Source organism: Herbaspirillum sp. GCM10030257 (assembly GCF_042666555.1).
Lineage (GTDB): Bacteria > Pseudomonadota > Gammaproteobacteria > Burkholderiales > Burkholderiaceae_D > Noviherbaspirillum.
This window is the reverse complement of the sequence record NZ_JBHTDH010000010.1, coordinates 162,307-184,180: the sequence shown is the minus strand read 5'-3', so window position 1 is coordinate 184,180 and position 21,874 is coordinate 162,307. Positions and strand designations below refer to the sequence as shown.

At 54.0% G+C, this 21,874-nt stretch carries 20 protein-coding genes; 15 read left to right on the top strand and 5 right to left on the bottom strand.

Going from position 1 to position 21,874, the window contains the following annotated elements; genetic code table 11:
- Nucleotides 1-32: 32 nt before the first annotated feature.
- Nucleotides 33-959, top strand: a complete 927-nt coding sequence (locus ACFQUU_RS16935; RefSeq protein ID WP_382249193.1) for an NmrA/HSCARG family protein — start codon at nt 33-35, stop codon at nt 957-959.
- Nucleotides 960-1,405: 446 nt separating this feature from the next.
- Here the strand turns inward: ACFQUU_RS16935 and ACFQUU_RS16930 are convergent, their stop codons facing one another.
- The gene (locus ACFQUU_RS16930; RefSeq protein WP_382249191.1) at nt 1,406-2,110 is read right to left on the bottom strand and encodes an esterase/lipase family protein; all 705 of its coding nucleotides are present in this window, start codon (nt 2,108-2,110) and stop codon (nt 1,406-1,408) included.
- A gap of 230 nt (nt 2,111-2,340) precedes the next feature.
- Between ACFQUU_RS16930 and ACFQUU_RS16925 the strand changes: the two genes are divergently transcribed.
- Together ACFQUU_RS16925 and ACFQUU_RS16920 are read left to right on the top strand one after the other, a co-directional pair.
- Nucleotides 2,341-2,844 (top strand): phasin family protein, encoded by a 504-nt coding sequence (locus ACFQUU_RS16925; RefSeq protein ID WP_382249189.1) that lies wholly within the window; start codon nt 2,341-2,343, stop codon nt 2,842-2,844.
- A 90-nt stretch (nt 2,845-2,934) separates the two neighbouring features.
- Complete coding sequence (locus tag ACFQUU_RS16920) at nt 2,935-5,040, top strand: putative bifunctional diguanylate cyclase/phosphodiesterase (RefSeq protein ID WP_382249188.1); 2,106 nt, start codon at nt 2,935-2,937, stop codon at nt 5,038-5,040.
- Between the two features lie 417 nt (nt 5,041-5,457).
- On the opposite strand, the gene ACFQUU_RS16915 is transcribed toward ACFQUU_RS16920, so the two are convergent.
- Nucleotides 5,458-8,805 (bottom strand): hypothetical protein, encoded by a 3,348-nt coding sequence (locus ACFQUU_RS16915; protein ID WP_382249186.1) that lies wholly within the window; start codon nt 8,803-8,805, stop codon nt 5,458-5,460.
- A gap of 57 nt (nt 8,806-8,862) precedes the next feature.
- Complete coding sequence (locus ACFQUU_RS16910; protein WP_382249184.1) at nt 8,863-9,039, bottom strand: hypothetical protein; 177 nt, start codon at nt 9,037-9,039, stop codon at nt 8,863-8,865.
- 810 nt (nt 9,040-9,849) lie between these two features.
- Between ACFQUU_RS16910 and ACFQUU_RS16905 the strand changes: the two genes are divergently transcribed.
- The 5 genes from ACFQUU_RS16905 to ACFQUU_RS16885 all read left to right on the top strand — a co-directional run bounded on the left by ACFQUU_RS16905 (nt 9,850) and on the right by ACFQUU_RS16885 (nt 13,550).
- Nucleotides 9,850-11,145: a hypothetical protein gene (locus ACFQUU_RS16905; protein WP_382249182.1), complete on the top strand. Its 1,296-nt coding sequence runs from the start codon at nt 9,850-9,852 to the stop codon at nt 11,143-11,145.
- 449 nt (nt 11,146-11,594) lie between these two features.
- On the top strand, nt 11,595-12,032 hold the full coding sequence (locus tag ACFQUU_RS16900; protein WP_382249180.1) for a YqaA family protein: 438 nt from the start codon (nt 11,595-11,597) through the stop codon (nt 12,030-12,032).
- A gap of 516 nt (nt 12,033-12,548) precedes the next feature.
- Nucleotides 12,549-12,836: a hypothetical protein gene (locus tag ACFQUU_RS16895; RefSeq protein WP_382249178.1), complete on the top strand. Its 288-nt coding sequence runs from the start codon at nt 12,549-12,551 to the stop codon at nt 12,834-12,836.
- A 61-nt stretch (nt 12,837-12,897) separates the two neighbouring features.
- A complete protein-coding gene (locus ACFQUU_RS16890; RefSeq protein WP_382249176.1) occupies nt 12,898-13,197 on the top strand; it encodes a hypothetical protein in 300 nt (99 codons plus the stop codon).
- Between the two features lie 89 nt (nt 13,198-13,286).
- A complete protein-coding gene (locus ACFQUU_RS16885) occupies nt 13,287-13,550 on the top strand; it encodes a hypothetical protein (RefSeq protein WP_382249174.1) in 264 nt (87 codons plus the stop codon).
- Between the two features lie 126 nt (nt 13,551-13,676).
- On the opposite strand, the gene ACFQUU_RS16880 is transcribed toward ACFQUU_RS16885, so the two are convergent.
- Both ACFQUU_RS16880 and ACFQUU_RS16875 read right to left on the bottom strand, forming a co-directional pair.
- Nucleotides 13,677-15,104, bottom strand: coding sequence for a heavy metal sensor histidine kinase (locus ACFQUU_RS16880; protein ID WP_382249172.1), 1,428 nt, complete (start codon nt 15,102-15,104; stop codon nt 13,677-13,679).
- The gene (locus ACFQUU_RS16875; RefSeq protein WP_382249170.1) at nt 15,101-15,775 is read right to left on the bottom strand and encodes a heavy metal response regulator transcription factor; all 675 of its coding nucleotides are present in this window, start codon (nt 15,773-15,775) and stop codon (nt 15,101-15,103) included. Before ACFQUU_RS16875 ends, ACFQUU_RS16880 begins: the two co-directional genes overlap by 4 nt.
- 241 nt (nt 15,776-16,016) lie before the next feature.
- Here ACFQUU_RS16875 and ACFQUU_RS16870 point away from each other — a divergent pair, with 241 nt between their 5' ends.
- From ACFQUU_RS16870 to ACFQUU_RS16840, 7 genes are all read left to right on the top strand, one after another.
- A complete protein-coding gene (locus ACFQUU_RS16870; protein ID WP_382249168.1) occupies nt 16,017-16,343 on the top strand; it encodes a DUF4148 domain-containing protein in 327 nt (108 codons plus the stop codon).
- A gap of 772 nt (nt 16,344-17,115) precedes the next feature.
- The gene (locus ACFQUU_RS16865; RefSeq protein WP_382249166.1) at nt 17,116-17,448 is read left to right on the top strand and encodes a hypothetical protein; all 333 of its coding nucleotides are present in this window, start codon (nt 17,116-17,118) and stop codon (nt 17,446-17,448) included.
- A gap of 11 nt (nt 17,449-17,459) precedes the next feature.
- On the top strand, nt 17,460-18,878 hold the full coding sequence (locus tag ACFQUU_RS16860) for a TolC family protein (RefSeq protein ID WP_382249164.1): 1,419 nt from the start codon (nt 17,460-17,462) through the stop codon (nt 18,876-18,878).
- A gap of 12 nt (nt 18,879-18,890) precedes the next feature.
- A complete protein-coding gene (locus ACFQUU_RS16855) occupies nt 18,891-20,288 on the top strand; it encodes a multicopper oxidase family protein (protein ID WP_382249162.1) in 1,398 nt (465 codons plus the stop codon).
- A gap of 32 nt (nt 20,289-20,320) precedes the next feature.
- Nucleotides 20,321-20,839, top strand: coding sequence for a plastocyanin/azurin family copper-binding protein (locus tag ACFQUU_RS16850; protein WP_382249160.1), 519 nt, complete (start codon nt 20,321-20,323; stop codon nt 20,837-20,839).
- A gap of 2 nt (nt 20,840-20,841) precedes the next feature.
- The gene (locus tag ACFQUU_RS16845) at nt 20,842-21,285 is read left to right on the top strand and encodes a DUF411 domain-containing protein (protein ID WP_382249158.1); all 444 of its coding nucleotides are present in this window, start codon (nt 20,842-20,844) and stop codon (nt 21,283-21,285) included.
- Nucleotides 21,251-21,643, top strand: coding sequence for a copper-binding protein (locus tag ACFQUU_RS16840; RefSeq protein ID WP_382249156.1), 393 nt, complete (start codon nt 21,251-21,253; stop codon nt 21,641-21,643). Before ACFQUU_RS16845 ends, ACFQUU_RS16840 begins: the two co-directional genes overlap by 35 nt.
- Nucleotides 21,644-21,874: the final 231 nt, after the last annotated feature.

Sequence of the window (21,874 nt, the reverse complement as noted above, 5' to 3'; positions counted from 1 at the left end):
TGAGCGCGCCTTCATTCTTTGAAAGGCTTTCCATGTCTACCCCAATTATTTCCCCCATTCTCGTCATGGGTGCCACTGGTAAACAAGGTGGTGCTGTTGTCCGTGCGCTACTGAAGGCGGGTCGCGCCGTGCGCGCCTTTGTGCGTGATCCTGCTTCTCCCGCAGCACAGGCACTTGTAGCCCAGGGCGTCGACGTAGTGAAGGGCGAATTCACCGATACTGCCAGCCTCGACGCGGCACTGACAGGGGTGGACGGCGTTTTCTCCGTGCAAATGGGATCGCATCCTGGCGACCCGGACACTGAGATTCTGGCCGGTAGGGCACTGGTCGAGGCTGCTCATCGCGCAAATGTACGCATCATTGTCCATAGTTCTGTTGCTCGTGCGGGCGATCATGAGAACTTCATCGGCTGGAATGAGGGGCGTTGGGAGCCGCTGTATTGGCAGAACAAGGCGGCCGTGAACGAGATGGTCAAGACGCAGGGCTTCCGCCACTGGGTGATCCTGAAGCCGGCCATGATCATGGAGGACATCGTGCCGCCGCAGGCGGATTTACAATTCGCCACGCTTCGCGAGCGCGGTCGATTCGAGACTGCAATAGCAGCCGACACCCGCATTGACTGGATCGCGGTGGACGACATCGGTGCGTTCGCGGCTGCCGCCTTCGCCGAGCCAGAGCGTTTTCACGGTCATGAGATTGACCTTGCCGCGGAATCCTTCACTTTGCCCGAGGTTGCAGCGAAGATGACCAAGGCCACGGGGAAGCCGGTTTCGGCCGTCACCTTGTCTGAAGAAGAGACGCTCGCGAAACCTCATGGTGCGATGACCTTCAAGCACGAGTCATGGAACAACGTCGAGGGCTATAAGGTGGACCTCGATGCCGTTCGTAGCTGGGGCGTGCCACTGACCACGCTTGACCAATTCATCCAGCAGCACCGCGATAAGTTCGTCATCGGCTGAGCGCTCGGGCCGATCACAGGCAAAGGGCGATTCACCCAGCGGGGCTACACAATGCTTAGCAGGTCAATCTAGCTTTAATTGGTAGCCCTCGAAAAAAGAGCATGGCAACATATGCAACTTCTCACTAAAGTATTTGGTGCAACACTAACTGCCGCAAAGCTTCGGCAGGAGCTGCTTGGCCATACTGATGTATCCACCACGCAGGTGGTATGCCCATGTGCTCAACAAGGGTGGGCGAGGTGTGCCGTCTCCGATCGACCTGGTCTCGACTTTCTGAACGGCTGGTATGGAGTGTTCGGATATTTCTGCCACCGGCTTCTTATGGCCGAACCTTGCCTAAGCTTGGTTTTAGACAACCGGCAGAATGCAGGTAGGAAAGCCTCCCTCTTAGCTGCTCTCGCTGGTCATTCGGATATGATGTCTGCCGAAGTATCGGCATTCTTGCACTATGATTGTCTTGTCGCCCGTGCGCCGACTGCTCCCGTGGCGCTGCTGGCCAGCAGACCCGCAATGATCGACAGTACCTCTGGGTGATACACCAGCCCCATATGACTTACACCATCGACCGCGATGGCATGATGGTTGTGCAAGCCAGTGGGTACACAGCCTTGCCACGCCACCACTCCATCGGACTTGGAGTAGATCGAGAATGCAGGCACGGCAGCCACCGCATCGTCATCAATCCCTTCCGCGCTGGCTGGAGCAGCGCCGACGTTGTGCAATTCAGCATAGGGGATGCCGAGGGTGATGATCTGACGAACGCAGGCCGGATAGCGCTGCAGCAGCGCCCGCGCATACAGGCCGCCCAGGCTCCAACCAACCAGTGTTACGGCATGACCGTCCCGTGCCGCTAAGCGCTGCAATTGCATCGACAGCCGTGTGATCCAAGCGTCAAGATCCCCGTTTGGAAGTTGGTTGATGCCATGCTCCCAATCATGGACGTCATAATTGAGTTGCCGCAGGCGTGTGCGCAACATCGCTGTGGCGCTCCCAGAGGCGCCGAGTCCGGGAAACACGATCACTGTATGACTATCCCCTTTGGGCAGGCGATCGACTGGGAGGACGTGCGCTGCGTAATAGTCCATGATGGAGCGCATGGGTTCGGATGCGAACAGAAGCGGACAAGAAGGTTGAATGTTAGTGATATGCATCGTGCTCCTTGGAAGCTCATTTGAGCATGAGATTAAGATGGGCTCATCATGCTGCACCGCAGAAGAATCACGCCAAATATCTTTATTAAATTGCCGTGAATGTGAGTGATATTTTTGTTCTGCTGCATTGCACAAATATATATTGAACGTTTGTCCAGATGCCGTCTCTGATCTTGTGTTAGCCCCTTATGCAGATAACCGCCTGTATAAAATGTTTCTTAGGAATACTTATGAATAACTTCTTCCCGTCATCTTCTTCGCCCGCAGTCAAAGCTCAACTTGAGGCGCAATTTGCCTTCTATGCCGATGTGTCGAAAAAAATGTTCGACAGCATGCAAAAGCTCAATGAGCTCAACATTCAGGTAGGGCAAACATTGATGGAAGAAACTCTTTCGAGCACTCGGCAGGTAATAAACGCCGATGGCCGTATCGATGCCTTATCGATTGCTGCTGGTCAGGCACAGCCTGCAGCGGAGAAAGTCCGCGCCTATAGCCAGCATGTGCAAGCCATTCTTGCTGATGCTCAGGTGGGCATCGTGAAGACCGCTGAAGCGCATATCCCAAATGCCGCCCGCACGGCTGAGGGAGTCGTCAAGGAAGTCGCACAAAAGGCATCCGACCAGACTGCGAAGATGACTCAGCGTCAAAAAGAAGCGCTGGAAAAACTCACCACGCCGATTCGTGGAGCCGGAGAACGCACTCAGTCGTCTAACAGCGCAACGCGTCCGCAATAACTTATTGCGGCACGTAGGTAGGTAAAAGGGCCGCGGCAACTGCTGCGGCCTTTTCTATTGTAGACGCTCGCCCCATTCAGAAAAGATTTCATGACCGCCAACACCGTTTTAATTGTCACCAACGACGTTGCTGACGCAAAGTTGCTCAAAGAGACACTTGCAGCCGCAAGAGATGGTCCGTTTATTACTGAGTGGGTTCGTCATTTATCTGAGGTAGTAACCCGATTGGGCAGGCGTGGCGTCGATATCATTCTCGTCGATCTGTGTCTGTCGGACAGTCAGGGTCTGGACACCTTTGATGTGCTCTTCGAGTTGGTCCCTGCCATTCCTATCATGACGCTCTGCGACGAGGAAAATGAATACCTCGCGATTGAAGCAGTGCAGCGCGGTGCTCAGGGGTTTCTTAGTAAGGGTCATTTCCAGAACTCTCTGGTGCCGCAGGCGATCCGTAATATCATTCAGCGCAAGAAAGTCGAAGAAGCACTCTTCGTGGAACGGGAACGATCGCGCGTCACTCTTGAATCGATAGGTGACGGCGTTCTGAGCACCGATGTCGCGGGCAACGTTACCTACATGAATGCCGAAGCCGAGCGCATGACAGGTTGGTCACGCGACGACGCACAAGGCCGCCCAATTGCCGAAGTCTTCCATCTGATTGACAGTGAGACGCGACAGCTCGCCAGAAATCCGGTCGCGATGGTCATCGCTCGTGGAAAGAATCTGGCCCTCCACGCCAATTCGGTACTGGTCCGCCGGGATGGATATGAATCGCCAATAGAAGATTCCGTCGCCCCAATCTTTGACCGAAACGGCGACGTCACTGGCGCCGTCGTTACGTTTCATGACGTGTCCGAAGCCAAGGCCATGGCGCAGAAAATGGCGCACTTGGCACAACATGATTACCTTACCGGCCTACCAAATCGTTTGCTCTTGAATGACCGCCTGACGCAAGCCATTTCCTACGCAAAGCGGTACACCACCCAGCTTGCCGTGTTGTTTCTGGACCTGGACAATTTTAAGCACATCAATGACTCGCTCGGGCACGCAGTGGGCGATAAGCTGCTCGAATCGGTCGCGAGCCGGCTGGTATCCCAAGTGCGGCATTCTGACACGGTGAGCCGTTTGGGTGGAGATGAGTTCGTTGTGCTTGTGTTGGACGATGCACTGGCGGAGCATTCCACCGTTACTGCTGAAAAAATCCTTCATGCACTTGCAGCGCCCCACTTCCTCGCTGGTACTGAGCTGCACATTACGACAAGTATCGGAATCAGCACGTTTCCTGCTGACGGGGACGATGCTGATGCTTTGGTCAAGAATGCAGATGCGGCGATGTACCACGCGAAGAAAGAGGGAAAGAACAATTATCAATTTTTCGACAGTCACATGAATGCCTTGGCAGTGGAGCGCCAAGCCACCGAGGTAGAACTGCGTCGCGCAATTTCTGAAAATGAGCTGTTGGTGTACTACCAGCCAAAGGTCGATTTGGTAACAGGGACAGTGACCGGCGCGGAAGCCCTCGTTCGCTGGATTCACCCCGATAAAGGGATCCTGTTTCCCGAGGCGTTTATCTCAGTCGCTGAAGACTCGGGCCTAATCGTCGCTATAGGAAAGATCGTGCTTCTCCAGGCGTGCCGGCAGGCCAAGGCATGGCGTGACCAGGGAATGGCATCCCTTACCATTGCTGTCAATGTTTCAGCGCTCGAATTTCGGAGTCGTGGATATGTCGAACATCTGCGTAACGTGTTGGATGAAACAGGTCTGGATGCGAGATGTCTGCAGCTTGAGTTGACTGAAAGCGTGCTGATGCGAAACGTGCAATCAAGCAGTGCCGTCCTCCATGAACTGAAACAAGTCGGCGTGCAACTTGCCATCGACGATTTCGGCACCGGGTATTCCAGTTTGAGCTATCTTAGCCAGTTCCCTATCGACGTATTGAAAATTGACCAGTCGTTTGTACAAAGCATCTCGTCGAACAACGGTAACGGCGTCATCGTCAATGCTGTGATTGGCATGGGTACTAGCCTGGGGCAAAGCGTTGTTGCGGAAGGCGTCGAAACGCCAGCGCAGCTTTCATTTCTTCATGCACACCACTGCACTGAGGGGCAAGGATATCTTTTTAGCGCCCCGGTATCGGCAGATGATTTTACGCGGCTTTTGAGAAGCGGAACCGTAAGTGCCGGTGTTCGGCTGCAATAGCGGACCGTTCCAAATTTACCAAACGAATGTCATGCTTCACACTGCATTGGCTCTTGGTTGTTGGTATCAGATCACTGACGGATTCACGTTCGTGCGGCTTACTACTGTTGCCAAATTGCTGATCCTGCCGGCTGCTGCGATAAACTGATCAAGGATGATTGGCTTGGGGATATCTTGAAAGTGATAATTTAACGTTCAGACAAAGGATTCCCAGGCGGGGTCCAAGTGACGGCACTATTAACAATTTTTGAATAGCTTAGTCACCGACTGCTTTTGGCCGGACCCGGAAGTAGATCGATTTCGGGCGGCTGGCAGCTATTGACCGCTTTCCGGCCAGTGCTAGGCCGGTCGGGGAATGCCGGACGCAACCCACTGCGGACGGTAACGCTGCCAGGATCGGCGCCTGAAACCAAACGATCAACGCATACGCCCTTTTTTTCTGGCACGCACCGCGGCAATTGCTTTAACTACAGGGGCTTCCACTACACCATCCGGAATGAAGGGATCTTCTACCTCGTCCAGAGCGATGATGTCAGGGTCGTTTTCACCGATCTGCCAAGCGGGGCGGATGTACAGGTGGTGCTTGAGGAGCGCGAGCTTGTATTCAATCTCCGGCATTCTTTGGCCGCCGGTGGGCAGTTGCGCTGGCATTAGAAAGAAGGCACCGAAATTTTCGAACACCTTCAAGAAGTTCGTCAGGTTTTCTGGAGTTGCAGGTGTCATTCGATTGATTCGCGAGACAATGCTAATCGTATCACCTGATCTGAAGTCCGAAGTGATGGGATCGATATTGGGCCCAACGATCACAGCGTAATGATGGGGACTGCTCTTCGAAATGCCGGTGACGATCGTGACACGCAACGCGCCCTCGACGTCCTCTCGGCCCCACCGGCTGTGCCAATCAGTGAATATTTTCTTACCAGCATCAAAGTCCTTAAACATCAGTGCCATGAACGGTGGCTGTTGGTCGTTCCACCCGTAGCAGGTCCCACCCCAGCGGGCTTTGTCCCAGCTCGAGATGTCGATAGGTGAAAGTACCTTGCGCTGAGTGTGTTTGCGCTGGGAGGTGTCCATCAGCCCCTTGGGCGGAGCGCCGTCACCAAATCTAATCGCTTCCTCTTTTTCGTGGCACTTAACAACAGATTGATTCGGGCGCCAGTGTTGGTCACGCAGGCAGTCATAGTGCTTGTCATCGTTGCCCACCCAGTCGGCCAGCCGCACCTTGGCGTCCCTACCGAACAGGTTGCGTCCGATGGCAACCACGTTGCCCAGCACCACAGCTCGCGCCAGGCCTCTTTCCTCGCCGGCGACCTTCTTCACCCACTCTTCTGGGTTACGGATGATGAACTGATGCGTAGCAATGGTCACAACAGTGCTGCAAAGAAAATCGGCGAATTGCGTCAACGCTTCCTTGTTCTGGAAGTCGACACTTTCATCTGTGACAATTTCCGCATGGACACCTGAGATGTTGTCCAACCACGCGAACGACGGACCTGTCGCCTGCTCTTTCACTTTGCGCAAGCGGATGATCGTCTTCTCGGCATGCGGGAGGACGTCGTATTCATCGCTGGTCGCCATAAAGGCTTCCAAGGCACCGAGCAACGACTCGGCAACTCCGCTGGAAGCGGCATCGTTCGGGAAATCGATCAGAAACTCTGCCCCCAGTATGATCGAGCTGACCGTTGCGCGCGGGCCATCATTTAGCGTGGGTTCGCTCGGAAGATCTTCACGTGCTGGCTGATCCTGCCAACGTTCGAAGAAATCAAGCATGTCCTTCGAGTTCTTGGGTGCATCGGCGAAGCACTCTCCATTCACACGTTTTTCATGACCCAGCACATACAGAATGGCCGCTCGCGGCATAGCCAGATCGAGCCGATCAAGTGTGTCTGGCAGCGGTTCGAGCGCAGAAATTCGGGAGAACGGAACGTTTAGGAAGTGGATGCTGAGCACGGCCTGCAACAGCATCGTCTCCTCCTCCGATTGAGCCTCACTCTGTCCTGCCGGCGTTAGGTTCTCCAAGACTCGGGTCCACACTATTGCCTGGAGGATCTGGGGAATCCGGCCAAGCTGCATTTCGATCCAAGTCAAGCGGCGCAAGGAGTGGTGTGCGATGTCCGGCTTTTCCCCTTCCGCCTGAAATAGGTGGAAGGATCGCTCGATTGCTACTATGAGCTTGTTGCGCGCCGCCCACAAAAGGCCAGCCCTCTCGTACGCATAGCTGCCATCCAACAGCGTGAAAATCAGCTGGCGTTGATACTCTTCCTTGATAAACATCTCTTCGGCCCGCCCTAACCAACGGATCGCGTCGTAGGGTTTGCCATTTTTCAGCTTTTGGCGTCCGCGCAGCCTGAACGACTCGCCGGCCGCGCCGTCGCTCACGCGTTGTCGCTCCAAATCCACGACCAGCTCAAAAAGGCTGTCGAACTCCGGAGCGTCGACCATTTCGCTCATCTCGTGAACCATGCTAGACAGGGATTCGAATGGGAACTGTCCCATGTGCCTGGACGCCTCTGCGATCTCCGTCAAATTTGCCCAGACCGCGGATAAGTCCTGCAATTCTCCCTGGTACATCGAATCGGTCAAGCTGATAAACGTCCTGAGCATGCGAGCGAAGAGAGCATTGTTGGGCCGAGCATCATCGGCCTCCAGCGTCTTCAGGTGAGCGACGAGAGCCTGGCGTCTGGCAGTGGCACGGCTTCGATTAGTTGCAACCAGTTTTTGGCGCTCTAGGGTGATGAGTAGCTGATTCAGATTTAGCAGACGCTCTTGGTCTACCGCCTCGGTCGAACTTGCCACATAGCGCTCGACTTCGTCGTAATGGGTCAAGAAGTCGCTGAAGTCCTCAAACCACCAATGGGCGGTCCAGGCACGTTGGTAGGCGACGCGCAGCAGCTGGCTAGGAATCGCCAGCTCGCGCGCAATCCGGTCGGCCATAGCGAAACGGCCCTCGATCTCGACGCGCGGCCTATCAAGACCGCGAGCAAGTGTTGCTGCACGGACGCAGTCTTCAACCAGTTGGTACCGTGCCCCAATGTAGCGATTCGGATCGGAGATGTGCGCATCGAGTTCCTCCAGCTCCTCTTTACGCCGAGTGTCTTCAGGTCCGAGCCGCACGCCGCCTTGGCGGGATGCGTCCTCGATTTGAAGCGCCGATATGGCGAGGTCCAAATGGTCGTGTCGGTATACGCGGTCAGTGAGCCAATTCCGATCCATGATATGAACGGGAATGCCTGCTGTTCTCGTCAGTTCGTCTTCGGTGCTGGCCCGCAACTTGTCGCTGACCAGTTGGTTGGTGAAGAAGTAGACTCGCTTGTAGTCTCGCTTGGTTGAGAGCACGCTTTCCACGTCGGCTTCTAGCTTGGGCTTCCACTTCTTCTTGGCACTGAAAGCGAACGCCCAACGCTCCGACCCGCCTGCTAGATCCCCGACCCACCAGCGATCGGAGATCTCGTCAGAGACTGGATAGTTTTCCGAGTCAACCTTGCTGTCGCCACCACCGGTAGGGCCAGTCTGGATCCGGAGGTTTGGGCAGATTTCTTTCTCAGCGATCAGCCGGCAGAAGTGTTCAAACTGATATTCCTCCTTGCGCGCAGTTAGCGTGTCAAGGTGGTGCTCGAACACCGGGCGTGCTAACACGGGACGCGATTCGACGACCGAGTCAGAAAACAGGTTCGGGTGCCGCGCCCGCATCAGTTCCCGAGGGCTATGCACTTGGCTCGACTTGTTGGGAGCAACATCGTTCACAACGACTTTCTGAGACTTCATGTCATTTCCTTAAGCTTCCGATCTGCAACGTAGAAATACGCCTCATGTCATCTTTCGTTACGGAGGGTCGTTGCGCATGGTGAAGTATTTTACTGCGGCCTCGATCTTGGCCATATGATCGGCCCCCTCAGCCTCGGCATCTTCGTCGATATGTACCTGAACGGAGTGACGCCCCGAGAACTCCGGTAACTTGTTTAATAATGTTGCCCGCACGTCATCCAGCGGTTGCCCCAATGATGGTTCAATTGGCCCTCGACGGATGTCTGATTCTGGCCGAGTCCGGTAGTGGCTTTGCCAACGAATATCGGCGCCTATGAGCCACATTCCGGACTATCGCGACGAAAGTACTCGCAAGGCAACCGGGACATCAACTTTGGCGGATTTTTAGTTCCGAGTCCTCCAGTGGCACTCATTTACTTCCAAAAGCGCGAACTAAATGTTTGCCAAAACTGATGGTCTGGTTACGGAAAGCGCCGCATCTGATTGATACGTAAGTATTTTCCAGCAAGTAAGAATGGGCGACATTTAGTTCAGACCGCTCTCGCAGCATAGCAATAGGTATTTCGCTTCAAAAACGGAGGAAAGATGACAATAAAAGCACGAAATTGCCGATATTCCTTCCGTTTTCGGAACAGTATAAAAAATGGGAATTTTTGCGAAAGAAATGCGGATGTCGCACCGGCGATAAAGTGGCCATATAACTGTGCCCCAGACATTACAGTTCGTTTGACCGCCGCGCCATGACTACATTTTGCGTACATTTTTCGCCGCAACTACGGACATTAACGGCTACAAAATGCGTACAACGGCCCTTTTGTGACTACCTTTTGTTTATGACTCGCCTCTTTCCTTTTGGTCTTGCTGAATGACCGAAATAACAGTTTTTCGCCAGCAGACTATAACGCCTACTTGAGCGCAACCGTAATCTCCACCGCTTGAAGCTCATCCGTTGAGCGCTTGCAACAAACTGATCTCAGCGCGTAGACTTGCTCGCAGCTCACTGCCTTTCGTATCATGCCATTTCATTCTCACGAGCGACTACTGATGAAGTCTTCCATTGGGCTAATGACCGAGTTGTACACCCACGAGGTTCCTTACGTCTTCGCAGAATTCAAGCGCCTGGTTGGTGAGTCGTACTGGGTGAAACGAGTGAAGGCCCTCAAGGAACACCTTCGCGGCCAACCCTCTCTGCGCGACTTTCTCCGTGAAGAAAACCGGCTTGCCTTCTTACTTGCGGACTGTAGCAAGGTTGCATTCGACAATGGTGGGATGCTGCCGCTTCAGGCGACAACGCGGCGTGAGCTCTACCCGGCCTTCGCCTTCATGGCACAAACGCTATCCATAATCAATAGCGCCGACGACAAAAATGCACAGGCCATCATTGCTCGGATCCGTGGCGGAATGAAGAATCCTCCAGATCTACGGGCGATGGACCTCGAACTCCACACGGCTAACCATTTCGTTTCGCGCGGCTACCACGTCGAGTGGCCCGAAATGACTAAATCGGGAACGTTCGACCTCCTTGTTCCCGATCTAGGCAACGGAGGGCTGGAAGTTGAATGCAAGTCAATTTCAAGTGATAAAGGCCGAAGTGTCCATCGCAGAGATGCGATGGATTTCTTTCATCTCGTCGGATCCGACGTTAAAGCAGCATGCCTTTCGATGGATATCGGGCTGGCGATCGTCCTAACTGTTCCGGCCCGACTCCCAAGCCAGCAGGCGGAGAAGCGAGAGCTTGCCAAGAGGGTCACTTCCGCCCTCGTTGGCTGCCGTACTCAGCAGTTTCCAGATCGTGTAACCGTTCGCATCTCTGAATTTAATCCTGCTGACCTGAACGTAGTGCATAACCAGGGGAAGCCAACTGTGGAGCAGAACGATGTCGACAAGGTCACCGGCACGGTCAATCAGGAATCAATGATAATCGGCACCCCAGCGGGCGGAATCGTTGCACTGGTCGTTCAAAGCGCAGAGGATGATGAACTACTACAGTCCGTCTTTACCACACTTTCCGATTCAGCAAAGCGACAGCTTACCGGTCAGCGAGCGGGCATATTTTTCGCCGGCTTCGCAGATCTCACGCCGGAGCAAATGATCGCGCTGGCCCAACATGACGTCGATGCATCAAATGCCGTGACTGCCCTACGCCAAGGTGTAAGTCGGTTCTTGGGAAACGCTGGACGTGATCATGTCATTGGCGTGAGTTTTCTCAGCCAAAGCCATCTGACGGAAACTGAACCCGACGTCGTCACGAGCCGCGGTTCTGCGTATTACTTCCCGCGTAAGGAAAGCAAGTTCTGGCACAACGACTTCGAGGGCCTTGTTCGCACCTTTACCACATAGGGGTAAGGGTGCGCTCGAAAAGATTTGCTGCCTCTTGCCTACTTGAAAGTAAAATCAGCCAATTGCACTAAACTGAATTTAGATCCACTACGTCATACATTCCACACCTAGAGTCCGTCGTAAGGAATCTGACATAGGGTTCTATGTCTTATGTTGCGAATTTATGGCTTTTTATCGTCCCTCATTAACAAGGCGACATTGAAGCTTGGCTGCAAGCTTCGCATACGCCAATAGGCGTGTTGCTCTTCTTAACGGCGACGTGCGCGCCCTACTGGATCCTCAGAACATCATGAACGTATGGAACCATACACATTGACATTTTTTCCGTTGAAGTCACGTCAAAGAGCGTGACTGCCGCAGCTTGAAGTACAGTCGACAACGTCTGAGTACACTTTGTTTTTCATAACGACAAGCATGCGCTTGCAAAAATCTACAAAGAGTTTTTTTGAATGAGCAGCCTATGGGCTTACGCGAGCATGTTCATGGCTGCACTGGTTGCGGCCACAATACTGCCCGCACAATCGGAGGCTGTCCTGGTGAGCCTGTTAGTTGGAGGACAACAGCCAGCCTGGATGCTGATCCTCGTTGCCAGTGTTGGTAATGTCCTCGGCTCCTGCGTGAACTGGATACTGGGCCGTTTCGCGGAACGGTATAAAAAGCGCCGCTGGTTTCCCGCGAACGAGCAGACATTATTGCGTGCTCAAAAATGGTACGGCAAGTACGGCCGGTGGTCGCTGCTTCTGTCATGGGTGCCCATCGTCGGTGATCCTCTGACGCTCGCCGCAGGGGTAATGGGTGAGCGTTTTTCCATCTTTGTATTCCTGGTGACTATCGCCAAGACGCTACGGTACGTGGCCTTGGCAATAATCACGCTCGGCGTAATGTAAGACGACGCTGCCCCATTGACAATGGTTGCCTCCCTTATTGCACGCCACGACCTTTAGGTTTCTGAAACGATTTTTCCCTGCGCGTCCAGCGTGGCGCTTCCATCGTGTCAGCCATGCTCCAAATGCCAACCAAAGTTATATCGCCGACTTAGCTGAACAGATTAGTGGCATGCCCATCTGCGCAAAGTGCGCAGGCGATAACAACGAAACAAGAGGCTGTCCTGCCTGGTCGAGATACAACATCGCGAAGTGTCGGACTTTTGCCGTCAGTGCCGGAAATGTGTTGGTGTCCGCCCGCCAGCTCGGCGCACTCCAAATACATGCTTTTTTGATAGCACCCGCTTCAGGAACTCGAAATACTTATAAAAATCAATGTCTTAGAAACCTTTTGCTGCCTCCCGGCTTAGCTGGCACAGCCCATGCTGTATGTCCTGCGTGTACGACAAAACGATCGCTACCAACCAACGATCTACCTAGCCCTCACACTTTTTATTTATCTACTTCAGGAGCACTGTAATGACAACCTTGACTATCAAAGATCTGGCCGTTTCCGAAACTCTCGACGCACACTCTATGGCATCTGTACGTGGCGGCACCTATCTGGGTGGCTTTCCGTTCCCCAGCTCGATGTTTAGTCTGTCCAAGGACGACTTCAAATTTGACGCGACACAAATGATGCAGCAGAGCCAGAACACCGAAGTCAACAACGGCAACAATGCTGCCTTCGTGTCCGGCATTACTTCCAACGTGACCCCGACCCAACATGGCTCCAACAACATCAACTTCGGCGGCCTGTTCGCGTAAGCGCCGGTAGTCATTTAACTCTTTACCCCTTACTTACTATTTACTTTTCAGGAGAATCATCATGAAAGCACTGATTATCAAAGACCTCGCCGTATCCGAAGAACTCGACGCCCGTTCCATGGCTGCCGTACGCGGCGGCTGCTACGCTGGTGGCTATGGCGGCGGCTATCTCCCCAGCCCGTCGTACACCCCGACCCCTGCGCCTTATGGCAAGGGTGATTTCAAATTCGATGCTACACAAATGTTGAATCAAAGCCAGAATACGGTAGTCAACAACGGCAACAACGCAGCCTTCGTATCCGGTATCACGTCCAACGTGACGCCTACCCAGAACGGCTCAAACAACATCGGCTTCCTGTAATGCCGACAAGGCAGGTGGAGGCAGCGCCTCCACCTGCCTTGGTAAAGCGAATCACTCATTATTAAACCTGTTCTCCAAGGAGCCTTACCATGTCATCGATCGTCGTCCAAGATCTTGCCAGCAGCACTGACCTCGACAAGCACGCCATGTCGTCGGTCTGTGGCGGCAACTCCTGGCTTGCCGGCCTCGGCCCCATCGCCAATGTCAACGTCAACGTTGTTCAAAACCTGAACCAACTGATGAACGTAGCAGTCAACACCCTCAACAATGTCGGTTCAGTTGGTGCAGGATTTGTCCCGCCAAACATCGCTATCAGCCCCTCGCAATTGGCAAATCTCGGAGTCGCACTCTGACGCCCGCTGCCCGAAATACGCATTTCGGGCAGCGGCGCATCGATCGGTCGCGGACCGTGATAGCTACCTGCGCCATCATCAGGATCGTCACTTGTATTGGCGCGACCTCATTGACATAGAGGTACGTTAGCTGCTTTTATACTTCGTCGTTGGGTAAGCGGGGAAATGAAGCGAAAAACATGTTTCGGCATGGGGAACGCTTTGAACCTCGACACTGCCGCCGTGCAGCTTCATAATTGTCCGCACGATGGAAAGCCCCAGACCTGTTGAAAACGATGAGTGGCTACGTGCGGAATCTGCCCGATAAAACCGGTCGAACAGTCGCGGGAGATGGTGTTGATCTATACCGACGCCAGGATTGATGACGCTAATGGAAGTCGAATTCGGAATGTTGGCGGCGCGCAGCCGCACTGACTCTCCCTGGGCGGTGTAGCGAATCGCATTTGCGACCAGGTTGCTGACCGCTCGACGAAACAGCGCGGGATCCGCGTTTAGTTTCGCGTTACCTTCAACAACCACTTGCACCCCTGCGTCGGCTGCAATGCCTTCAAAATAGTCTGCAATTTTCTGGAGTTCTTCCTCGGCCTGCATGTCCTGCCGATTCAGCTCCACCTGGGCATTGTCCGCCCGCGCGAGGAATAGCATCCCTTCCACCATACGTGTCAGCCGCTCGTATTCCTCGAGCCCCGACGACAACATAGCAAGGTACTCGTCTTCCGAGCGTCGCTGTGACAGCGCTACCTGTGTCTGGATCGTCAGGTTATAGAGAGGCGTTCGCAGGTCGTGCGCCAGGTCGGCGGAAAACTGCGACAAGCGTTGAAAGCTGCCTTGCAAACGATCGAGAACGTCATTGAAGGATTGAACGAGGGTCTGCAGTTCATTCGGCACAGAACTGGCGTCCAACCGGGTATCCAGGTGTTGTGCGGTGATTGAGTGCGCGTGTTGTGCAATGGCTTTAATGGGAAGCAGTGCACGGCGGACAACCGCGTAGCCCAGTACAGCGGCAAATAACGCGCCAAACAGCATGGCGCCCAGCACGTCACGTCGATACGCGCTTAACAACGCCATGCGATCCGATGTGGTTCGCGCGATCACTATTTGCACAAGCTGGTCGGACGTGCCGACGCGCCCCCAGGCGGTCACTGTCCGTGCAACTCTGCCAGGCGCATATTCCCATACTCCCAAAGAATCCAGGTCAGGCCGCTGATCGGCTGGCACGATCGCGAAGTCGGGTACACCGACGGCATCGCGCTCGTTACGCATCACGGTTTTTCCCTGCTGATCCCTTAACACCACGATCAGTCCTTCGTGACCGGCGGCAGCGTCGACGAACCGATGCTGATTATCTGCAATGGCATCGATCGTAGGCGTCTCCTGCAGAATGTCACGAAACTGGTCGACCTTCCCAATGAGCTCATGGTCATCGCGAAGCTCGAGCTGGATGGAAAGGGAATGTGACAGAAAACCACCGACCAGGGTAAAGGTGATCAGCGTAGCGATTGAAAAAAGCAACGCAAGTCGGGCAGTCAACGTATTCAACGGGCGATGCTTCAATGGCGTTCCTCAAGCACATATCCCATGCCCCGGACGGTGTGGATCAGCTTCGGGACATAGCCGTCATCAATCTTGGCGCGTAGCCGACGTACTGCTACGTCGACGACGTTGGTATCGCTATCGAAATTCATATCCCAGACTTGCGATGCGATCAGGGAGCGAGACAAGACTTCGCCCTTACGCTTTGCCAGCAGGTGAAGAAGCGCGAATTCCTTTGCTGTCAGATCAATCCTGTCTCCGTTGCGCATGACGCGGCGTTTCAACACGTCAATCTCAAGATCTCCGACTTCAATGCGGTCCGCCTCTCGTATTGGTCCGCGCCGAAGCAACGTACGAATACGTACGACGAGCTCAGCGAATGCGAACGGCTTGACGAGATAATCGTCGGCACCAAGCTCCAGCCCTTTAATACGGTGGTCCAGTTCGTCTTTCGCGGTCAGAAACAGCACAGGCGTTGCATTATCATTTTTGCGTAACTCTTGGATAATGGTCCATCCATCGATCCCGGGAAGCATGACGTCGAGTACGACCACATCGTAGTTGCCAACCTGAGCCATATGCAGGCCATCTGTGCCGGTTTGTGCCCAGTCGACGATGAACCCGGTTTCAGTGAGTCCTTTGCGTAGATATTCACCAGCTTTCGGTTCATCTTCTACAACTAGCAGGCGCATATTCACATCCCCTCATTCTGACTGCCGCCATTGTTATCCAAAAGGCGCGCGCTCTAGATTATAAATGCGTAATCAACGTCGTTGCCAAAAAACCACCAATTAAACCAGCGTCTATTTTGACAAAGTGTAGATGACGGAACTGTCATGTGGCGGTCATGTTTCTGTTGCCGTCCAGCTTCTAGACTGCGTTCATGGATTGCGATTGTTCTGCGATCCCCATCTGAATTTTAAGGAGTGCATCATGAAATCGAAGAAATTGGCTTTTGGTATTGTTAGTCTGGTACTCAGCGTAGGAGCCAGCACCGGCGCTCTCGCAGATAACAAGTGGGTAGGAAATTCCGGATCAAATTGGCTAGAGCATGTCCAGTCTACGAAGACCCGGGCCGAAGTGATCGCCGAGTTGGAGCAGGCGCGTAAAAATGGTCTGGTCACCGTGGGCGAAGAACCAGGATACCCACGCCAGCCAACCTTCAAATCCGGCAAGACGCGCGCTGAAGTGCAGGCAGAGGCCGCGCGTGCGTCCAGAGAGTGGCGTGCAGGCATCGAGAGCACGTACTTTGGTGGATGACCGCGTTGCATGCGGGAAGGGCTTATACAGCCGTTCTCGCATGGCATAGTGTGGGCGCTAGGGCGAACTAATGAAAATAAAAAGCTTCAAACATATACCCAGTAGCAATGACGCTTGCTGCAGAGAAAACGAACTTTATGCTTGACATTCCAATGGAGGGAACCTTCAGAATGTGAAGAATGGGAGTTGCCTTTAATAACTACGCTCATGCTAAACTAATTATATGAACCGCGTCCTCAAGACATTTGTGCTTTGGCTGCTGATTGCTGCTCTGCCTGTTCAAGGCATAGCTGCGGTCGTCCAAGCGTCTTGTGGACCGCGCCATCATGCAGTGTCGCCCACTAGCACAGGTACGGTCGACCACCATCATGACAGCAGTGTGACGCCCCACTCGCATTCCGACATGGTGGGACATGACGCTGATATGAGCACCGACCGTTTGGCGGATGCTGGAAGCGACCTCGAATCGGGTTCCAAGCAATTCCAAAAAATTTCTTCATGTAGCGCCTGTGCGGCGTGCTGTTTTGGTGCCGCAGCACCTCCTCCAAGCCTGTTGATAACACCTGTACTCAGCAGCGCCGAAGTAGCAGTCCTTCCTCCTGTCGTATCCTTTACCGGCTTTATTCCCGCTAGCCTTGAACGCCCACCAAGGCACCTCTCCGCTTAATACTCCCTGAGGGGCTAATGGCGAGTTGCATTCGCTCGTCGTTTCACCCCCTCGCGTAAGTTCGCGTGCAGTCGCACGTTCGTTCCGTCCGATTTCGAGGAAAAAATGTCATCTAAGCAATGGCTTGCGTTCGCCGCATGGGTCTTTGTCCCCGTCGCTGCTATCGCACAAGATAAACAAACACAACACGTCCCTACTGATGCCACGGCACCCGTATCTGCCATCAGTTACGAGTCGGCCTTCAAAGGCTATCGGTCACCTGGTGATGAAGGCAATACTCCAGATAAAGTCTGGCGCTCCGCCAATGAAGAAATGGCCAAGCTCGGTGGACACGCTGGTCAGATGAAAGACAGTCCCAGCCAACCTGCCGGAGCCTCCAGTGCTGCCCCTTCAGCTCCTGCCCAAGGTGGCGCGGTCGACCACAGCAAGCATCACTAAGGGGATACGCAATGACTGAAAAACAATATTTTCCCCGTCGTTCGGCGGTGGCGGCAGCCCTATTTACGCTCTTCCTTAGTGGTTGTGCGACTTTCTCTGCCGATGGCGGACTCGACAACGTCTCTAGCATGACCAATGAGCGTACTGGTCAGTCCGTGAAGCTTTCCAAACCCACTGCTGACGCCAACGCACCTTCTGATGCCGTAAAGACGCTGCTTGAAAAACCGCTCACACCTGACACCGCGGTTCAGATTGCGCTGCAAAACAATAAAGGGCTCCAGGCGTCGCTGGCCGAGCTCGGTGTGGCGGAGGCTGACCTTGTACAAGCCGGCCGCATGCGTAACCCGAGCTTCTCTTTTGGCCGTATGCGTGGCGGGGAGGACGTTGAGATTGAGCGCAGTGTCATGTTTGATTTGATTGGTATTGTTACCATGCCGATTCGAAGCCGAATCGAAGGACGACGCTTCGAACAGGCCAAGCTGCAAGCGGCATCCCAAGCGGTTCAACTCGCAGCTGATACTCGGCAGGCCTACTTCAACGCGGTGGCTGCCCAGCAGACTGTGAAATACATGGAGCAAGTCCAGGAAGCAGCCAATGCAGGTGCCGAACTTTCGCAGCGGCTGGCAAAAGTTGGCAACGTCAGCAAACTTGACCAGGCACGCGAGCAGGTTTTTTATGCCGACGCTACCGCTCAGGTTGCCCGTGCGCGCCACAACGCGACAGCTGCACGCGAGCAGCTTACCCGTCTCCTTGGATTGTGGGGGGCCAACACTGCGTTCAAGCTGCCGGACAGGCTGCCTGATTTGCCGAAGGCGCCTCGCGATATCGCCAACATTGAACAGCTGGCAATGGAGCAGCGCCTCGACGTACAAATGGCAAAGCGCGACGCTCACGCTACCGCCAGTGCACTAGGTCTGACCAAGGCAACACGTTTCATCAATGTCCTGGATGCCGGCTATACAAACATGAGCGAAACCGGTGCCCCGCGCGCAAACGGTTACGAGATTGAGCTGGAACTCCCGTTGTTTGACTGGAGCGGCGCCCGGACCGCGCGCGCAGAGGCGATGTACATGCAATCGGTGCACCGGACCGCCGACCTTGCCATCCGCGCACGCTCGCAGGTAAGGGAGGCTTATTCAGCCTACCGCACCACCTATGACCTGGCAAGGCACTACCAGAACGAAGTCGTCCCCCTGCGGAAGAAGATTTCCGATGAAGTACTCCTCCGTTACAACGGCATGCTGGCCAGTGTCTTCGAACTGCTGACCGACGCGCGCGACCAGGTAAGTAGCGTGAATACCGCCATTGAGGCGCAACGCGATTTTTGGATAGCCGAAACAGCCTTGCAAGCTGCTATCAATGGTACTGGTGGAAGCAACGTTGAAATTCGTAGTGCCGTCCCTGCTGAGGCCGGCGGCGCAGAACACTGAAAAGGAATAGAAATGGTTTCCCGTAGAGATTTTTTTACAGGCGCAGCTGCATTGGTTGGCGCAGGCGTGGTCAGCCGTGTCGGCGCCGCCTCGTTGCCTGAAGCGCCAATCATGGAAAGCGCTGCTACAGCAGCTCCTTTGGTACCGCCGAACGGCCGCCCCTATAACCCCGTCGTGACGCTGAACGGCTGGTCACTGCCATGGCGCATGAACAACGGCGTCAAGGAATTTCACCTCATAGCGGAACCGGTCGTACGTGAGCTCGCTCCTGGCATGAAGGCCAACTTGTGGGGCTACAACGGCCAATCGCCAGGTCCGACCATTGAAGTGGTGGAAGGTGACCGCGTCCGAATCTTCGTAACAAACAGACTGCCTGAGCACACCAGCATCCACTGGCATGGCCAGCGTCTGCCGAACGGCATGGATGGCGTAACAGGACTCACACAGCCCGGCATCCCGGCAGGGAAAACGTTCGTCTACGAGTTTGAAGCAAAGCGGCCGGGCACGTTCATGTATCACCCGCATGCGGACGAAATGACGCAGATGGCCATGGGTATGATGGGGTTCTGGGTGACCCATCCGAAGAATGCAAACTTCATGAAGGTGGACCGTGACTTCGTTTTCTTGCTGAGCAATTACGACATCGAGCCGGGCAGCTTCACGCCAAAGGTCAACACGATGCTGGACTTCAACCTGTTCACGTTTAATAGCCGGGTTTTTCCCGGTATCGACTCGATGAATGTTCGCCAGGGCGACCGTGTGCGTATCCGCTTCGGCAATCTGACCATGACTAACCACCCTATTCACCTGCACGGTCACGAGTTCGTCGTGACAGGCACTGATGGAGGTTGGACTCGTCCAGAGTCACGCTGGCCAGAAGTCACGACCGACGTCGCGGTAGGCCAGATGCGTGCGATCGAGTTCGACGCAACCGACCTGGGGGACTGGGCGTTCCATTGCCACAAATCCCACCACACCATGAACGCGATGGGGCACGACGTGCCAACCATGATTGGTGCGGACCATCGCGGTGTCGCGCAGAAAATCAACAAGCTCGTGCCTGACTACATGGTCATGGGTGAGCGCGGAATGGCTGACATGGGCGAGATGGAGATGCCGCTTCCAGACAACACATTGCCGATGATGGGTGGCAAGGGTCCGTTCGGTGGCGTCGAAATGGGTGGCATGTTCACTGTGGTCAAGGTACGCAAAGACCAGAAGCCAGGCGATTACAAAGACCCGGGCTGGTACAAGCACCCAGCCGGTACTGTGGCCTACGAATGGAAGGGAGAAGTGCCGGCGCCTACACGCAGCGGCTCTGCAGGCGGACAGTCCATGCCCTTAGCAAACAAGACTGGAAGCGTTGAAATGACAGTACGAAAGCCGACTGGTCATAACGGACATCACTAAAAAATATTGACCAAAATATCAAGGGAAACTATATGAACAAGCAAACCGCAATCAAGGCGTTTTCCGCCATCGCAATGTCATTTGCAGCGACGTTTGGCGCGTCCACCGCACATGCACATTCTGGCGAGACTCACAAAATGGCGGACGCCAACGCGTCAATCTCCACCGAAGAACATGCGTTTGGTAAGCAAGGCGACCCGAAAAAGGCGACAAGGACGATTGCTATTGATATGGCTGACACCATGCGCTTTGGTCCGGCAGATATCACCGTCAAACAGGGAGAGACCATCAAATTCGTCGTCACCAACAAGGGAAAGATAATGCACGAAATGGTTATCGGCACCATGGCAGAGCTGAAAGAGCATGGTGAGCTGATGAAAAAACATCCTGGCATGGAGCACGACGAGCCCTACATGTCCCATGTCAGCCCGGGCAAAAAAGAGGAAATGGTCTGGCAGTTCACCAAGGCAGGCGAGTTTTACTTCGCATGTCTGATCCCGGGCCACTTTGAAGCAGGGATGATTGGAAAAATCACCGTCAAGAAAGGATAGTCATGAAACAACATATGTTGTTCAAGGCGGCACTGGTAGGAGTGTTGGCGGTACATCTGTCAGCTAACGCTGCGACACCGGTTATTGAAGTCTATAAGAGCGAAAGCTGCGGGTGCTGCTCCGAGTGGGTCAAGCATCTGGAGTCGAACGGTTTCAAGGTCAATGCCCAAAACGTGGCCAATCCGTCAGATTACAGAGAAAAGTTCGGTATCCCGCAAGAGCTAGGCTCATGCCACACCGGCATGGTCCAAGGTTATGCCCTGGAAGGTCATGTACCTGCAACAGAAATCAAAAAGCTCCTCGCTGAGAAACCGAAAGCAAAAGGATTAACGGTTCCTGCAATGCCTTTGGGCTCACCCGGAATGGAAAGCCCACGCAAGGACCCATACGACGTGATGCTGGTGCAAGGCAATGGCAAGCATTCCGTCTATAAGCATTACAACTAATCTCACCCGAAAGGATTCGACAATGAAGACAATCGCAAAACTGACATTCGTCAGCGCAATGCTCGCTGCTACTCCGTTTAGCTTGTATGCGGCATCGCATTCGGCTGCACCGGCTAGTTCCGCATCGTCAGCTAGTCAAACAACTGACGGCGAAATCCGAAAAGTGGATAAGGATGCAAAGAAAATCACCATTCGTCATGCTGAGTTGAAGCACCTCGATATGCCCGCTATGACAATGGTATTTCAAGTCAAAGACCCATCGCTGCTCGACAAAGTGAAGCAAGGCGACAAGGTAAGCTTCGTCGCCGAAAAGGAAGGTGGTCAATTCATCGTGACACAGATCGACGCTAAGCAATAACAGTAAAGCTCTCTAATGGTCTGGCGCATATGATGCCGCCAGACCTCTCATAGGCGCATGGATCCCCAGTCCAGGAAGTCGCCTGCACGCTCGCAAAGTGCATACAAAAGATAAATAAAAAATAACGTATAACTGCTTGACGAAATGAGAACAATTTTCGACAAGTACACTCCTATCGCTTGAATCAGGTTGCTTATTACAGTCAAACCATTTATTCAACTTTAGGAGCAA

Bases quoted from the DNA above. Each gene is read 5' to 3' on its own strand.
- ACFQUU_RS16935 (WP_382249193.1), top strand. From the start codon at position 33: ATGTCTACCCCAATTATTTCCCCCATTCTCGTCATGGGTGCCACTGGT.
- ACFQUU_RS16930 (WP_382249191.1), bottom strand. From the start codon at position 2,110: ATGCATATCACTAACATTCAACCTTCTTGTCCGCTTCTGTTCGCATCC.
- ACFQUU_RS16925 (WP_382249189.1), top strand. From the start codon at position 2,341: ATGAATAACTTCTTCCCGTCATCTTCTTCGCCCGCAGTCAAAGCTCAA.
- ACFQUU_RS16920 (WP_382249188.1), top strand. From the start codon at position 2,935: ATGACCGCCAACACCGTTTTAATTGTCACCAACGACGTTGCTGACGCA.
- ACFQUU_RS16915 (WP_382249186.1), bottom strand. From the start codon at position 8,805: ATGAAGTCTCAGAAAGTCGTTGTGAACGATGTTGCTCCCAACAAGTCG.
- ACFQUU_RS16905 (WP_382249182.1), top strand. From the start codon at position 9,850: ATGAAGTCTTCCATTGGGCTAATGACCGAGTTGTACACCCACGAGGTT.
- ACFQUU_RS16900 (WP_382249180.1), top strand. From the start codon at position 11,595: ATGAGCAGCCTATGGGCTTACGCGAGCATGTTCATGGCTGCACTGGTT.
- ACFQUU_RS16895 (WP_382249178.1), top strand. From the start codon at position 12,549: ATGACAACCTTGACTATCAAAGATCTGGCCGTTTCCGAAACTCTCGAC.
- ACFQUU_RS16890 (WP_382249176.1), top strand. From the start codon at position 12,898: ATGAAAGCACTGATTATCAAAGACCTCGCCGTATCCGAAGAACTCGAC.
- ACFQUU_RS16885 (WP_382249174.1), top strand. From the start codon at position 13,287: ATGTCATCGATCGTCGTCCAAGATCTTGCCAGCAGCACTGACCTCGAC.
- ACFQUU_RS16875 (WP_382249170.1), bottom strand. From the start codon at position 15,775: ATGCGCCTGCTAGTTGTAGAAGATGAACCGAAAGCTGGTGAATATCTA.
- ACFQUU_RS16870 (WP_382249168.1), top strand. From the start codon at position 16,017: ATGAAATCGAAGAAATTGGCTTTTGGTATTGTTAGTCTGGTACTCAGC.
- ACFQUU_RS16865 (WP_382249166.1), top strand. From the start codon at position 17,116: ATGTCATCTAAGCAATGGCTTGCGTTCGCCGCATGGGTCTTTGTCCCC.
- ACFQUU_RS16860 (WP_382249164.1), top strand. From the start codon at position 17,460: ATGACTGAAAAACAATATTTTCCCCGTCGTTCGGCGGTGGCGGCAGCC.
- ACFQUU_RS16855 (WP_382249162.1), top strand. From the start codon at position 18,891: ATGGTTTCCCGTAGAGATTTTTTTACAGGCGCAGCTGCATTGGTTGGC.
- ACFQUU_RS16850 (WP_382249160.1), top strand. From the start codon at position 20,321: ATGAACAAGCAAACCGCAATCAAGGCGTTTTCCGCCATCGCAATGTCA.
- ACFQUU_RS16845 (WP_382249158.1), top strand. From the start codon at position 20,842: ATGAAACAACATATGTTGTTCAAGGCGGCACTGGTAGGAGTGTTGGCG.
- ACFQUU_RS16840 (WP_382249156.1), top strand. From the start codon at position 21,251: ATGGCAAGCATTCCGTCTATAAGCATTACAACTAATCTCACCCGAAAG.